This is a genomic window from Streptomyces sp. ADMS (assembly GCF_033441795.1).
Classification (GTDB): Bacteria; Actinomycetota; Actinomycetes; order Streptomycetales; family Streptomycetaceae; genus Streptomyces.
The window spans coordinates 11,961-25,433 of the sequence record NZ_JAVFVX010000025.1; the positions used below are offsets into that span (position 1 = coordinate 11,961).

A 13,473-nucleotide genomic window follows, 5' to 3' on the forward strand; every position below is an offset into this window, starting at 1 on the left:
GTTGTGCTTGCAGCTCGGGTGGTACGTGGCTGGTCGCGCCCCGCGGCGGAGCCGCAGATGTCACAGCCTCGCGCCCCTGTCGGGGCGCGTCTCACCCCGTCGCGTCCGCCAGAACCAGGTCGTGCAGGCGTTCCGGTGGGCCCGGGCGGGCGTAGTACCAGCCCTGGGCTGTGTCGCAGCCGAGTATGCGGAGTTGTTCCGCCTGGGCGCCCGTTTCCACGCCCTCGACCGTGACCGTGAGGTTCAGGCTGTGGGCGAGGGAGACGATTCCCTCGACGATCTTGAGGTCGACGGGGTCCGCCGGGAACTGCTGCATGCCCTGGGTGAAGGAGCGGTCGAGCTTGAGGATGCTCACCGGGAGGCGGCGCAGGTTGGCGAGGTTCGAGTAGCCGGTGCCGAAGTCGTCCAGGGCGATGTCCACGCCCATTTCGGCCAGGCGGCGCAGGGGCTTGAGAAGGTCGTCGTCGGCGCCGATCAACGCCGACTCCGTCACCTCCAGGCACAGCACCTCGGGTTCGAGGCCCGCGCGTTCGAGGATGTCGACCGTGTCCTGCACCAGACCGGGATGGGTGAGCTGGCACGGGGACAGGTTGACGTTGATGCGCAGTGGGCCCCCGGCCGGGTGTCCCCCGTACCGTTCCTGCCAGTCGCGGGCCTGGCGCACCGACTCCTCCAGGACCCAGCGGCCGAGCGGGACGATCAGGCCGGTGTGTTCGGCGAGCGGGATGAAGCGGTCGGGGCCGAGGACGCCGTGCTGCGGGTGCAGCCAGCGCACCAGGGCCTCGGCCCCCCGGACGCTGCCGTCGCCGAGGTGGACCAGCGGCTGGTACTCGATGAAGAACTCACTCCGGTCAAGGGCCGCCGGCAGTGCCGTGGTGAGCCCGTGGCGGGTGATCGCCTTCAGGTCGGCCTCGGGGTCGGCCAGTTCGAAGCGGTTGCCGCCCGCCGACTTCGCCCGGTACATGGTGATGTCGGCGCTGCGCAGTACTTCCGCCGGGCCCCGCTCCCCCGCCGGCCCCTCGACGATGCCGATGCTGCCGCGCACGGTCAGCTCACGTCCGTCGACACTGACCGGGGCGATCAGCGCGTGCATGATGCGCGCGGCGAGCTCGTCGACCTCGGTCTCGGTGTCGGGGCCGGTGGTCAGCGCCACGAACTCGTCGCCGCCCAGCCGGGCCACCATCTCGCCCGGCGCGGTCGCACAGGACTGCAGCCGGTCGGCGACCTCGACGAGCAGCCGGTCGCCGGCCGCGTGACCGAGGCTGTCGTTGATGGTCTTGAAGCCGTCGAGGTCGAGATAGCACAGGCCGAAGCGCTGACCCTCGCCCGCCGTCACCGCCTTCTCCAGACGTTCGAAGAACAGGGTGCGGTTGGGCAGCCCGGTGAGTGCGTCGTGCGTGGCCTCGTACCGCAGCCGCAGGTTGAGGAGCCTGCGCTCGGTGGTGTCCTCCATCAGGGCCAGCTGGTACTGCGGCCGGCCGTCGGCGTCCCGCAGCAGGGAGACCGTGAGGTTGGTCCACAGGACCGTTCCGTCGGGGCGGTGGAACGCCTTCTCGACATGGTAGTGCTCACGCTCGCCGCGGACGAGCTCCTCGTACAGCCGCCAGACCTGGGGGGCGTCGTCCTGGTGCGTCCACTCCGTGACCTTGCGGCCTCGTACGGCCTGTTCCGAGCCGCCGAACATGCGTTGCAGCGCGCCGTTGATCTGCAGGATGTTCCCGTCGAGGTCGGCGATGCCGATACCTATGGCCGCGCCCTCGAAGACCGCGCGGAAACGGGCCTCGCTGGCGTGCAGCGCCTCGGCGACCGCGCTGCGCGCACTCTGCGCGGCCCACGCGATCGCCTCCTGCTCGGCCAGTGTCCGGTCGCGCAGCGCGCCGGCGTATCCGGCGGCCATGGCGTGCTGGAGCCTTGACGAACGGGCGCGCAGATCCTCCTGCGGGCCGTCCTCGCCGCAGTACAGCACCAGATAGGCGTCCACGCAGTCGAGCGAGCGGCTGAGCGCCTCGGGGTCGGTGCAGTGCGCGGAGACCAGCGCGGCGCCGACGGCCCGGCCCTCCTCGGCGTCGAACGTCCTGGCCAGCAGTGCCTGGCTCAACCTTCCGGCGAGCGGCAGGAGTTGCTCCTCGAACTCCGGCCGGGTGAGCGACATGGAGGTCACCTGGTAGACCGCCCGGCTCCAGATGGTCGCGAACCTGCGCAGTCTGTCCTCGGGGCTGTCCGGCGCGGCGGTCACGCCTTGCGCCCCACGCCGGCGAATCCGGAGAAGGAGTACGGATCCTCGTCCTCCGGAGCCGTCTCCGGCCGCCAGCGCGGCATCGGCACCAGTCCCGGTTCCACCATGTCGTACCCCTCGAAGAACCGCGCGATCGCATCACGCGAGCGCATGACCAGCGGGTTGCGAATGTCCTTGTACACGTCGACCGCGCCCCCGGCCCGCTCCGGTGGCAGCGGGATTCCCTCGTACGAGGCGTGCGTCAGGACGAGCAGGCTGCCGGGCGCCAGCGCGTCGCGCAGCTCGGCGACCGCCGCGTACGGGTCGTCCATGTCTTCCACGAAGTGCAGTATGGCAACGAGAAGCAGGGCCACTGGCCGGTTCTGGTCGATCAGGCCCCGCACCCGGGGGCTGTCCAGGATCTCCCGGGGCTTGCGCAGATCGGCGGCGAGGACATCCGCGTGCTCGTTGCCCGCGAGGACCGCCTGGCTGTGTGCGACGGCAACCGGGTCGTGGTCGACGTACATCACCCGTGCCTCGGGGGCGGCCTCCCGGGCCACTTCGTGGACGCTGCCGAAGGTGGGAATGCCGGAGCCGATGTCGAGGAACTGGGTGATGCCCTCGGCGACGGCGAAGCGGACGGCCCGGCGCATGAACGCGCGGTTGGCCTGCATGATCTTCGGAAGTCCCGGCATGAACTCCATGGCCCTGCGGGCCGCTTCCCGGTCGACCTCGAAGTTGTGCGAACCGCCCAGGTAGAAGTCGTAGATCCGGGAAACGCTCGGCACCGAGATGTCGATGCCCCGGGGGGCCCAGGCGGGACGCTCCATCTATCTCTCTCCCAGGAGTTGGCAGGCGTTGGCGCTCCAGTGTTCGAGCTGAGGTTACTGATCGCCTGCCAAAGGGGCGAGCGGAAACGGAAATTGACCATCCGTTCCCGGTCACTGCCTGCGGCACGTGCCGAATTGACGTACCGCGAACTCTCCACGAAAAGTATCCGGAGCATTCCAAAGAGTTCGCAAGGGTTACGAAGTGTCGATGCCGACTCCCGGTGAAATACGGCGAGTCGGGGACGATTCAGTGGCAAATCACCCCGCTCACCGGCACGTTGCGGACATGCCGAAGCGGCCTGCTCCCTCCGTGCGGCACAGAATGTGCGACACGGAGGGAGCAGGCCCCTGAAGAAGCTGGTTTTTCCTACTACTGGTTCGGAGCCCCGATCGCCTTTCCGTCGGGTGCCACGGCGTACCAGGTGCCGCCGACGCCCTGGCCGTTGGTGTCGCCGGGCTCCTTGTCGTTGGCGAAGGTGTAGATCGGTACGCAGTCGATGGACTGCTGCTTGATTCCGTCGGGACGGTCGAAGACCACGTAGCCCCGGTTGGGGGTGGACCCCTGCAGATCGATGCCCTTGGTGTCCTCAGCGTCGACCGGCGCGACGACGGGCCACTTCTCCAGGCACGCGTCGGTGCACTTGGTGGACATCGGCCACTGCGTGTCCTTCAGGAACCGGTAGACGGTCATGCCGTTCTTGTCGATGACGATCTCACCGAGCTTGGGGTCGTTGCGGGTGGACAGGCCGGGCAGCGAGGCCAGCGTCGCCTTCTTGCCGTCGGGAGCGAGGCCGTACCACTTGCCTCCCACGCCCTGGCCCTTGATGTCACCGGGCGCGGTGTCCTTGGCGTAGTAGTAGGCCGGCCAGCCGCCGACGGTCAGCTGCTTGGCGCCGTCGGCACGGGTCACCTCGCCGAGCAGCGCGGCATCGATACCGGCACCAGCCGTGACATCGCCCGCCGGGACCGGCGGCCAGGCGGTGGCGCAGTCACCGTCACAGTTGGATTTCGGCGGTTCGGCCGTGTCCGCGTCGAAGCGGTAGATCGTACGACCGGAGCCGCTTGCCAGCACCTTGCCGATCTCCGCGCTGGCGACCACGTTCAGCTGGCCGGCCGCGGCCGAGTTGCCCGCGGCGGCCTGCTCTCCAGTGGCATCCGTGCCGGTACCCGTACCCGTGCCGGTACCCGTACCCGTGCCTGCCGTGCTCGTGCCGGCCACGGTTCCGCCAACGGCGGCCGGTGCCGCAGCGCCGACGTTCTGGCTGCTCGCGTCGGCGCCGTTGTCCTGACCGCACGCCGTCGTCAGCGCCAGCACGGCCGCAGCTGACGCTACGAGTGAGGCGCTCCGCCAGGAGGTCTTCATTACGTACTCCCCGTAATCATTAGGGTGTTGCGACGCCCTGTTGGGCCGCCGCACGGTTCTGAATACGGGCGGGGGTGGTCACTGTGTTCAACCACTGCACAAAATTCTTTCCGAACCCTGTGGCCTCACGTGCCACACGTCGCACACACGGTCGGACCATCGGACACACCTAGAACAGGCGATCTAAACCACAGCACGACAAATGTCACTCGTTCGGGGCAATCACCTCGCGCTCCCGCGCACGCGGGTGCACTCAGCCCACATGATCTTCGTCGTGTATGGACCCACACGGACCCGATTCGCCCTCGCCATACGGGTGTTGGCGCTGCTGACACTGACCTGGCTGCTCGTCGGCGTGCCGAGCGGCACGGCCGCAGCGACGACCTGCGTCTCCGTCTCCACCGGCCTGGGCGGCGACACGTCGGTGACGGTCACCGGGAACGCCGCCACGGTCACGGCCGACACCGGCGCCCCGGCCACCGGAGACGGCTGGTCGGTCAGCGCGGGCAACGGCGGAGCGGTCGTCACCGGCAACGGCACGGCGGTCGTCGTCGGCACCGGTTCCTGGTGCCCGACCCCGACACCACCGCCGCCCTGCCCCACCCCGACACCCACACCTTCACCGACTCCCACTCCCCCACCGACCCCCACTCCCCCACCGACACCTACGCCCACGCCCACGCCCACGCCCACGCCGGAACCTCCTCCGCCACCACCGACGCCGACGCCTGCTCCCAAGCCCACTCCCCCGCGGACGCCGGCTCCGGCGCCGGAGCCACCGGCTCCCCCACCCGCCCCGGCACCCCGGCCGACCCCGAGTCCGCCGCTACCCCCCGCGCCCGCTCCCGCGCGCACAACGACGCGCACGCCGGAGCCGAGCCCGACCGCGTCACCGACTCCGGTGAGCTACCCGCCGTACCACGCGTCCGCCCACAAACGGACCCCCCGCAGTGGCCCTTCACTGGTCTCGTTCACCCTGCTCGTCACTTTGCCCGCGCTGATCGCCGTCGTCGCACTGCGTCCACGCTGACCCCTTGGAGACATCCCCTTGTCGGAATGGCTTGTTCTCGCCGTCGCGATCGCGGCCGCGTGCGCGGTCGTCATCCTCATCACCGTCGTACGGGACCGCAGGGCCCGGGAGGACGAGGATCCGTCCGACACTCCGGACGTGATCGAGTACATGACGATGTGGATCGGCGTGGTCTACGCCATCGTGCTGGGCCTGGCCATCGCCGGCGTCTGGGAGGCGCGCGGCGTCGCCCAGGACCACGTCGCGACCGAGGCCCACGCACTGCACGAGATCTCCGAGCGTGTGCGGGTCTATCCGCCGGACGTCCGTGACCGCATTCGGGCCGACGTCAACGCCTATGTCGGACACGTCGTCAAAACCGAGTGGAAGGAGATGTCCGACAACGGGCGGGTCACCGAGCGCGGCGACCAACTGCTGGACCGTGTCCGTGCCGACGTGACCGACTACGAGCCGAAGACGGACTTCCAGGCGCAGGCCTACCAGCCGCTCCTCGACCAGGTGACCACGGCGGACCAGGCTCGCACTGCACGCGCCGACTCGACCGGACCGACCATGCCCGGCGTCGTGTGGTTCGGTCTGATCGCGGGAGCCATGATCACGGTCGGGATGATCTTCGCACTCCAGATCCGCCGCACGCCCCGCGAGCTGATCCTCGCCGGGCTGTTCTCCACCCTGATCGCCTTCCTGCTCTTCCTGATCTGGGACTTCGACGCGCCCTACAGCCGCGGCATCACCGCCACGGCGGATCCGTTCCTGACGCTCTTTCCGGGCGCGGACCGCTGACCGTCCGCGGATCGGCGGGAACCGGCTGACGGTTCCTCACCGGACGCACCCACGGGGGACACCCGCCACGCGCGCGTGTCCCCCGACTCGCTCAACGAGGTCCCCCGAGCGGCCCATATCTGTGCCCCATTCGCACGACACCGATCGCGCGTACGCACACGTGTTCTTAGCGTTTCGGTCATCGAGGTGCATTTCTGGCGCGAACGGTACGGCGCGAGCGGAAAAGGTCCGCAGCTGCTCCTCGGGGACCCGGAGGACTCACATGCGCGCGATACGCGTCGCTTCGGCCGCACTGCTGGGCGTCACCGCCCTCACCCTCACCGCACCCGCCGCTCACGCGGCCGTCACGGACAACAGCGTCACGTCGTTCGGCTTCAGCGTCGTGCCCTCCACCATCGCGGCGGGCGGACAGGTCACCCTCCGCGTGGACAACTGCAACGACGACACCCGGGTGTCCTCCGGTGTCTTCGATCCGGTCACCATCCCCAAGGGGCGCTCGTCGACAACGGCGAAGGTCGACTGGGACGCCAAACCGGGGGCCGCGTACCGGGTGACGTTCACCTGCGGGGGCGAGAGCGGCCACACCGATCTCACCATCGCCATCGGGCAGCCCAGCAACCCCACGCACTACCCCCTGCCTGTCCAGCATGGCGTGCACGCGGGCGAGGGCGGCAGCGCCGCCGGCTTCGACCTCAGGGAGATCGGCCTGGGCGCCGCGCTCATCGCGGGGTCGCTGACGGTGGCGTACCACTTCTCACGCCGTCGCACCGGCGACGACAACGCCTGACGACACCACAACAGCCCTTCGCCCCGGACCCTGACGGGTTCCGGGGCGAAGGGCTGTGACGTGCGGTCCGCACTCCCGAGGCGGGTGAGCGTCAGATCCGGTTCTCGGCGCGGCGGCGCATCCAGAACACGCCACCGCCGACGAGCGCGGCGGCCACCAGTCCGCCCCCGATCGCCATGTCGGCCGGGGTGGCCCCGGTGGAGCTGCTGCCACCGAGTCCGCCCCGGACACCGCCGATGACCGTGAACACACTGGTGAAGGTCTTCGTCCGGTTCTCACAGTTGGTGGTGACGCTGTACGAACCCGCGGTGGCGTTCGAGTTGACCGTCACCGTCGCCGTCGCCGTGCTGCCGTTGATGGACTTGAGCCTGGTCGCCGGGAAGGCGTTGGAACTGACCGTGCTGCCGTTCATGCCGCACGCAGAGCCGTTGACCGTGAGCACCAGCTGGCCGCCCGGTGCGATGACGCCCGGTGCGGCGGTGACGCCGGTCGGCTGGTCCCAGGCCGAGGCAGCCGGGGCGGCGAGCCCCACCGCGACAGCCGTGGCGGCAGACACCACCAGGGCACGAGTAGTACGCATGTGAACCTCCGCGGAAGGCGCCCCGGGACCCGTCCCCGGTCGATCGGCGAGAAAACGCCTCCCAGACGAACCCTCAGATGCCGTGCGCGCAGCCGCATTTCGGGAATGGTCCGTCCTGGTGAGGGGACACGCCGACGGAAGACCACACAATCAGATATTGCCGCAGGTCACGGACCGTCAGAAAAATACTTTCCCCGGCAACTCGGATGGCTCACGAACGACACGTCCGCCACCCGTTCGCTGCTGCCCCGTCGCCGGTTTCGCGCCGGGCACTTAGCGTTCTCGTATGCGCGATTGACACGGCGACGGCCGGGTCGAGAGGGGATGACGAATGTCTGCGTCCGAGCTGGCGGAAGAAGAGGAGCAGCGGAGGAAGCGCGCTCCATGGGGCGTGATAGCGCTTGTTCTGCTGACCGGCCTCGCTCTCATTCGGAACGGCTCGGGAGAGTTCGACGTGGGTCCGCCACAGCCCGCGTCGGCGGCGGCAGCGGACAGCCGCCTCCCGGGCGGCACCTTCTCCGGCGCCCCGGCCCCGCTGCCGTACTCGGTGGTCGACCGGGTGCGGATCCCGGCCATCCAGGTCGACGCGCCGGTGCTGCCAGTGGGTCTGGACGCGGCCGGGTGGGTGGACGCCCCGCCGCCGGAGGACCCTAATCTGGCCGGCTGGTTCACCGGTGCCGTGTCGCCCGGCGAGAAGGGCACCGCGGTGGTCGTCGGCCATGTCGACAACAAACTGGGCCCCGCCGTGTTCTACGGACTCGGGGCCCTCAAGAAGGGGAATCGCGTCGAGGTCCAGCGCCAGGACGGAAAAGTGGCCGTCTTCGAGATCTACGGCATCGAGGTCTTCGAGAAGAACGACTTCCCCGGCGACCGCGTCTACGGCAGCAGAAACACCCCCGAATTGCGGGTCATCACCTGCGGAGGCGGTTTCTCCGAGCAGAACGGCTACAACGGGAACGTCGTGGTGTTCGCCCGCCTGGTCGAGGTTCGCTGAGCGTTCCCCGGCCGGGCGGGCGAAAGCCCGTACCCACTATTTCCATTATGTGTAATGCCGGGTCGGTACGGTGACGTGGTACCCGGAATCCAGCAGTTCCGGCAGATAGTCGCGCAGTGCCCGGACGCTCTGCGAACGGTCGCCGCCCGCGTCGTGCGAGAGCACCACGACACCCGGGGCGGCGCCGCGCTCGACCCGGTCGACGATGGTGCGGGCGCCCGGTGCCATCCAGTCGAGGGTGTCGACGGTCCAGCCGAGCGGCTCCATTCCGAGCTCGGCGCCGATCTGGAAGGCGGCCCGGTTCCAGGCGCCGTAGGGGGCGCGGAACCAGACGGGTGCTTCACCACAGGCGTCCTCGACGACCTCGCAGGTGCGCACCATCTGGGAGCGGATCTCGGCGCGCGTCAGGCGCGTCAGCAGCGGGTGGGACCAGGTGTGGTTGCCGACGACGTGCCCGTCCTCGGTCATCTCGGCGAGCAGGTCCTTGTTGTCGACCGCCATCTCCCCGCACACGAAGAACATCGCTCGGACGTCGTGCTCGCGCAGGGTCTCCAGGATGTCCGGGGTGTAGCGGGGGTCGGGGCCGTCGTCGAAGGTCAGCACCATGGTGCGGCCGCGTCCGGACACGCGCAGCAGCGGTTCGCGGCGGACCAGGGTGCGGCCGTGGGTGGCGGCGCGCGGCGGACCGTATCCGGTGAGGGGCTCCAGGCGGTACGCGGAGGGCTTGAGCGCGCGATGCGCCGGGGGGCCTGCGGCGGGCCGGGCGGCCGGGGGCTTGTCCGCGCCCGCGGTGAGCAGCGCGGCCGTACCGGCCGCTCCCACGGCGGCGGTTCCGCCGATCATCAACACCCGGCGCCGTGTGAGCAACTGATCCTTCGTCATGATTCATCAGTCGCCCGCGCCGGTCCCGACGCCCCGCATCGACACCGGTGCGGCGGCGGGAAAGCACCCGTTGGGACCAGTGCGCCCCGGTCACGGCTCCCCGCTCGCCCGGTGGACACCCGGCTCCCGATAGCCTCGCGGCGTGACGGAACAGCAGCGCCCACCCCGGGGCGAGCAGCAGTTCGAGCGGGGCACGGACGGCCCGAAGGTCATCGTGACCGGCGTCGACGGCTCCGACTCCTCGCTCCGTGCCGCGTCCTACGCCGCGGGGCTGGCTCGGCGCCAGCACGCGCTGCTCGCCCTGGTGTACGTACAGCCGGTGATAGCGGCGGGTGCCGCGTTCGGGGCGCCCGTGGCGGAGACGACGGACAGCATCGCCGAGGACCTCATCGCGCAGATCCGGGAGGCGAGCGAGCAGGTCAAGGGGATATTCGATGTCCGGTGGGAGTTCCACACGTTCCGCGGGGACCCGTACACCGGGATGGTGAGGGCCGCCGACGATCTCAAGGCGGACGCGGTGGTGGTCGGCGCGTCCGAGCAGGCGGGTCACCGGATCATCGGGTCGGTCGCGATCCGGCTGGTGAAGGCCGGCCGCTGGCCGGTCACGGTCGTGCCGTAGCCACACCCCGGGCCGCTACTTGCCCATCGTCAGCCCGTCCTGGGCCGCGCCCCGGCTCAGGACCACGTCACGGATGCGGTCGCGCACGGCGCCCACGCCGGTGCCCCGCGCGAGCGCCTCGTTCAGGTTCACCACCCGGCCCGCGTCCAGGTCGTACATCTGGGGCACGAACTCGGCCCGGGTCACCTCCCAGCGGCCGCCCGCGCGGGCCGGCGGGGAGAAGGTGAAGCGGCCGAGGGTTCCCTGGTTTCCGCGCGGGTCGGGCAGCCGCTCGTGGTTGGTCATCCCGCCCGCGATCTGGTCACCCATGCCGTAGATCACCCAGGTGCCGTTGACCTTCTCGTAGGCCTGCGGGACATGGGCGTGGGTGCCGAGGATCAGATCGAGGTCGGGGCGGCCGTCGGCGGCGTGGGACGCGGTGAGCCGGCCGGCCAGAGCCAGTTGCGTCCCGTCGGGCTCGTCCTGCCATTCGGTGCCCCAGTGCAGGGAGACGGCCACGACGTCGGCGCCGGCGCGGCGGGCGGCCCGGGCGTCGGCGACGATCCGGTTCTCGTCGATGAGGTTGACGGCCCAGGGCTGCCCGGCCGGGAGCGGGTAACCGTTGGTGTCATAGGTGTAGGAGAGGTGCGCGACCTCGGCGCCTCCGGCGCGCAACAGCGTGACCGCGCCCGCCTCCTTCGCCGTGCGCGCCGATCCCGCGTGCCGTACGCCGGCACGGTCGAGAGCGTCCAGGGTGCGGTGGATGCCGGCGGCGCCGTCGTCCAGGGTGTGGTTGGAGGCGGTGGAGCAGCCGTCGTAGCCGGTGTCCGCGAGGGCCTGGGCGATCTGGGGCGGGGACTTGAAGGCGGGATAGCCGCTGTAGTCGCCGTCGGCTCCGTACACGGTCTCCATGTGGCAGAGCGCCAGGTCGGCGCGGGAGACGACGGGGGCGATTCCGGCCAGCATCGGGCGGAAGTCGTAGCCGGCGCCGCCCGCGTCGGTGCGCGCCCGCTCGATGACCGAGTCGTGCGGGAGGACGTCGCCGGAGGCGACGAGCGTGAAGCCGCGGGCGGGCGGGGGCGCCGCGGGGCGTCCCGTCGGCCCGGTCGGCGTTTCGGCCTGGCAGGCGGCGGTGGCCGCGACGAGAAGAACCACCGCCAGTCCTCTGGTCGTCGGTCGGCTGCGCATGATCATCGACTCATCCCGTTGCGGTCGTATGTACATGTCCATCAGTACGAATCCGCATACGGCCCGAAACGGGGATGGGGCCGTTCAGATGAGGAATCCGCCATTCAGACCGTTCGTCGTACCGTTCGTCGACGGGACCGACCGTCCGCCGCACACTCCGGTCCGCGCTCTGTCCCGAATCAGGACCTTGCGATGCCATACGGCCATGACGGCCGGAACCACGATCACCCACGGGACGACGACCGCCGAGCACGAGCTGGCCGCGCTGCAGCGCGAGCACGGCCGACCGCTCTTCGCCCTCCTGCTGCGCCTGTGCGACGGCGACCGGCAGCGCGCCGAGGACTTGGTGCAGGAGACTCTCGTACGCGCCTGGCAGCATCCCGAGGCGCTGCGCGCCGACGACTTCGACTCCGTACGGCCGTGGCTGCTGACCGTGGGGCGGCGGCTCGCCATCGACGCGCGGCGGGCCCGGCAGGCCCGGCCCGCCGAGGTCGGGGACGCGATCCTCGACAACGCCCGGGTGTGCGCCGATCACGCGGAACGGTCCGCGGCGACGCTCGATGTGCGGGAGGCTGTGAAGACACTCACTCCCGAGCACCGTGAAGTCCTGGTGCTCGTGTACTTCCAGGGGGCGAGTGTGGCGGAGGCCGCCGCGGCACTGGGAATCCCGCCCGGTACGGTGAAGTCTCGCGCGTACTACGCGCTGCGCGCCCTGCGCCGGGTCCTTCCGGGTTATGCGGCCGACCTGCGCTGAAACCAATGGTCGAGTCAAACCTCGGTAAAGCGCCTTGCCGAGGACCATGGTTGAGCAATCAGCTGTCTTCATCCGTGTCCGGACCGGGCGACAGTCCCGGGGGCCCGGGGTCGGGCGACGCGCACGCACCGGAGGAAGGCGGGAAGGGATGCTGCACAGAGGGCAAGAGAGCACGGACGGCACCGGCGGGGGCGAACTCACCGTCCCCATGGCCTGGTTGTACGCCGAGTACATCGCCGACGAGCTGCTGCGGACGGGCGACCTGATGCCGCCCACGTCCTTCGAGTTCCGCGCGGGTCGGGACGCGCTGGCGCTCACCATCTTCCTGTCCGACACCACCGGCGAGCTCTCGGGCATCCGGGTCATCACGCAACTGGAAAAGTGGCTTTCGCTCACGGCGTACGACCAGCCCTGGCAGGACTGGGTCCGCGAACGTATTTCCAGGTTGGCGGCCGACGCACTCGAATCAGGGGCGCCGGCGCCCGACTTGGACCTGGCCGCCGGCGCGTGGCGCTGGCTGGAGGAGACCGAGCTGCTCGCCCCGGACCTGGACGCCGTACCGGGTGGCGGGCCCGTGCTCGGTGAGGACGACGGACCGAAGGTGTGGACCCCGGCCTGGCGGCTCGGACTGCCCCTCGGTCATCTGGCGATCCATCTTTTCTAGAATCCGACCAATCCGCGGGCGCCACCGCTCCGAACACCTTAGGTCTCGATTCGGTATGAGGCTTGAGTGATTCCGCTGTCCGGTGCGTACCGGTGGGAGCAACACCACCCCACCCGCACCATCGGCACGAGGATTCGGCATGAGGTCCCTGGAACGGCATCGCGACGTCGGCGCATACGCGCTCGGCGTGCTCGACGAGGCGGACGCCTTCCGCTTCGAGGACCACCTCATGGAGTGCCCCCAGTGCGCGGCCCATGTGACCGAATTCGGTCCCGCCACACGGCAGTTGCTGCTGTACAGGCGGGCCACGCCGCGCGCTGTGCACCCCATGGCCCAACCCGGTCCCAGGCTTCTGGACCGGCTGCTCGGCGAAGTCGCGAACCGGCAGCGGGCCGGCCGCCGGCGCTGGCTGTACGCCGTGGCCGCCTCGGTGGTCTTCGCCGTGGCCGGACCCGGCATCGCGATCATGGCGGGCGGCGGTGACGCGGCCCCGGCGCAGCAGCTCACCGCGACCGACGAGCGGTCGGGTGTCTGGGCCCAGGTCACCAGCGAGAACACGGCCTGGGGCAGCCAGATCGAACTGAGGGTCAAGGACGGCGCCGGCCCTCGCGCCTGCCACCTCGTCGCCATCGCGGACGACGGCACGGAAGAGACGCTGACCAACTGGAACGTGCCCGAGCACGACGCCCGCGAAAGCACGATGATGGGCGCCTCGACGCTCCACCCGGACCAGATCGACCGGTACGAGCTGCGCTCCAACGACGGCCTGCACCTGGTGACGCTCGACGCCCCGTGACGTCAACTG

14 protein-coding genes are annotated in these 13,473 nt (G+C 70.1%); 7 read left to right on the forward strand and 7 right to left on the reverse strand.

Annotated features, from left to right (window positions below; all coding sequences use genetic code 11):
• Positions 1 to 91: 91 nt before the first annotated feature.
• The 4 genes from RB628_RS13645 to RB628_RS13660 all read right to left on the reverse strand — a co-directional run bounded on the left by RB628_RS13645 (position 92) and on the right by RB628_RS13660 (position 5,023).
• Positions 92 to 2,236: a putative bifunctional diguanylate cyclase/phosphodiesterase gene (locus RB628_RS13645; RefSeq protein ID WP_318320653.1), complete on the reverse strand. Its 2,145-nt coding sequence runs from the start codon at positions 2,234 to 2,236 to the stop codon at positions 92 to 94.
• Positions 2,233 to 3,045 carry an SAM-dependent methyltransferase gene (locus tag RB628_RS13650; RefSeq protein ID WP_318320654.1) on the reverse strand — a complete coding sequence of 271 codons (813 nt, stop codon included), beginning with the start codon at positions 3,043 to 3,045 and terminating at the stop codon, positions 2,233 to 2,235. Before RB628_RS13650 ends, RB628_RS13645 begins: the two co-directional genes overlap by 4 nt.
• Before the next feature lie 370 nt (positions 3,046 to 3,415).
• Positions 3,416 to 4,408 (reverse strand): SCO0930 family lipoprotein, encoded by a 993-nt coding sequence (locus RB628_RS13655; RefSeq protein WP_318320655.1) that lies wholly within the window; start codon positions 4,406 to 4,408, stop codon positions 3,416 to 3,418.
• Positions 4,409 to 4,630: 222 nt separating this feature from the next.
• Positions 4,631 to 5,023, reverse strand: coding sequence for a hypothetical protein (locus tag RB628_RS13660; RefSeq protein WP_318320656.1), 393 nt, complete (start codon positions 5,021 to 5,023; stop codon positions 4,631 to 4,633).
• Positions 5,024 to 5,456: 433 nt separating this feature from the next.
• Here RB628_RS13660 and RB628_RS13665 point away from each other — a divergent pair, with 433 nt between their 5' ends.
• Positions 5,457 to 6,221 carry a hypothetical protein gene (locus RB628_RS13665; protein ID WP_318320657.1) on the forward strand — a complete coding sequence of 255 codons (765 nt, stop codon included), beginning with the start codon at positions 5,457 to 5,459 and terminating at the stop codon, positions 6,219 to 6,221.
• Between the two features lie 262 nt (positions 6,222 to 6,483).
• Complete coding sequence (locus tag RB628_RS13670; RefSeq protein ID WP_318320658.1) at positions 6,484 to 7,008, forward strand: hypothetical protein; 525 nt, start codon at positions 6,484 to 6,486, stop codon at positions 7,006 to 7,008.
• 91 nt (positions 7,009 to 7,099) lie between these two features.
• On the opposite strand, the gene RB628_RS13675 is transcribed toward RB628_RS13670, so the two are convergent.
• On the reverse strand, positions 7,100 to 7,588 hold the full coding sequence (locus RB628_RS13675) for a hypothetical protein (protein ID WP_318320659.1): 489 nt from the start codon (positions 7,586 to 7,588) through the stop codon (positions 7,100 to 7,102).
• Positions 7,589 to 7,919: 331 nt separating this feature from the next.
• Here RB628_RS13675 and RB628_RS13680 point away from each other — a divergent pair, with 331 nt between their 5' ends.
• The gene (locus tag RB628_RS13680) at positions 7,920 to 8,582 is read left to right on the forward strand and encodes a class F sortase (RefSeq protein WP_318320660.1); all 663 of its coding nucleotides are present in this window, start codon (positions 7,920 to 7,922) and stop codon (positions 8,580 to 8,582) included.
• 45 nt (positions 8,583 to 8,627) lie between these two features.
• On the opposite strand, the gene RB628_RS13685 is transcribed toward RB628_RS13680, so the two are convergent.
• The gene (locus RB628_RS13685; protein ID WP_318320661.1) at positions 8,628 to 9,464 is read right to left on the reverse strand and encodes a polysaccharide deacetylase family protein; all 837 of its coding nucleotides are present in this window, start codon (positions 9,462 to 9,464) and stop codon (positions 8,628 to 8,630) included.
• A 142-nt stretch (positions 9,465 to 9,606) separates the two neighbouring features.
• On the opposite strand from RB628_RS13685, the gene RB628_RS13690 reads away from it, so the two are divergent.
• Positions 9,607 to 10,083 (forward strand): universal stress protein, encoded by a 477-nt coding sequence (locus RB628_RS13690; RefSeq protein WP_318320662.1) that lies wholly within the window; start codon positions 9,607 to 9,609, stop codon positions 10,081 to 10,083.
• Between the two features lie 15 nt (positions 10,084 to 10,098).
• Here the strand turns inward: RB628_RS13690 and RB628_RS13695 are convergent, their stop codons facing one another.
• Complete coding sequence (locus tag RB628_RS13695) at positions 10,099 to 11,256, reverse strand: CapA family protein (RefSeq protein WP_318320663.1); 1,158 nt, start codon at positions 11,254 to 11,256, stop codon at positions 10,099 to 10,101.
• A gap of 199 nt (positions 11,257 to 11,455) precedes the next feature.
• Between RB628_RS13695 and RB628_RS13700 the strand changes: the two genes are divergently transcribed.
• The 3 genes from RB628_RS13700 to RB628_RS13710 all read left to right on the forward strand — a co-directional run bounded on the left by RB628_RS13700 (position 11,456) and on the right by RB628_RS13710 (position 13,464).
• A complete protein-coding gene (locus tag RB628_RS13700; protein ID WP_318320664.1) occupies positions 11,456 to 12,004 on the forward strand; it encodes a sigma-70 family RNA polymerase sigma factor in 549 nt (182 codons plus the stop codon).
• A gap of 148 nt (positions 12,005 to 12,152) precedes the next feature.
• A complete protein-coding gene (locus tag RB628_RS13705) occupies positions 12,153 to 12,668 on the forward strand; it encodes a hypothetical protein (RefSeq protein WP_318320665.1) in 516 nt (171 codons plus the stop codon).
• A gap of 139 nt (positions 12,669 to 12,807) precedes the next feature.
• Positions 12,808 to 13,464: a zf-HC2 domain-containing protein gene (locus RB628_RS13710; protein WP_318320666.1), complete on the forward strand. Its 657-nt coding sequence runs from the start codon at positions 12,808 to 12,810 to the stop codon at positions 13,462 to 13,464.
• Positions 13,465 to 13,473: the final 9 nt, after the last annotated feature.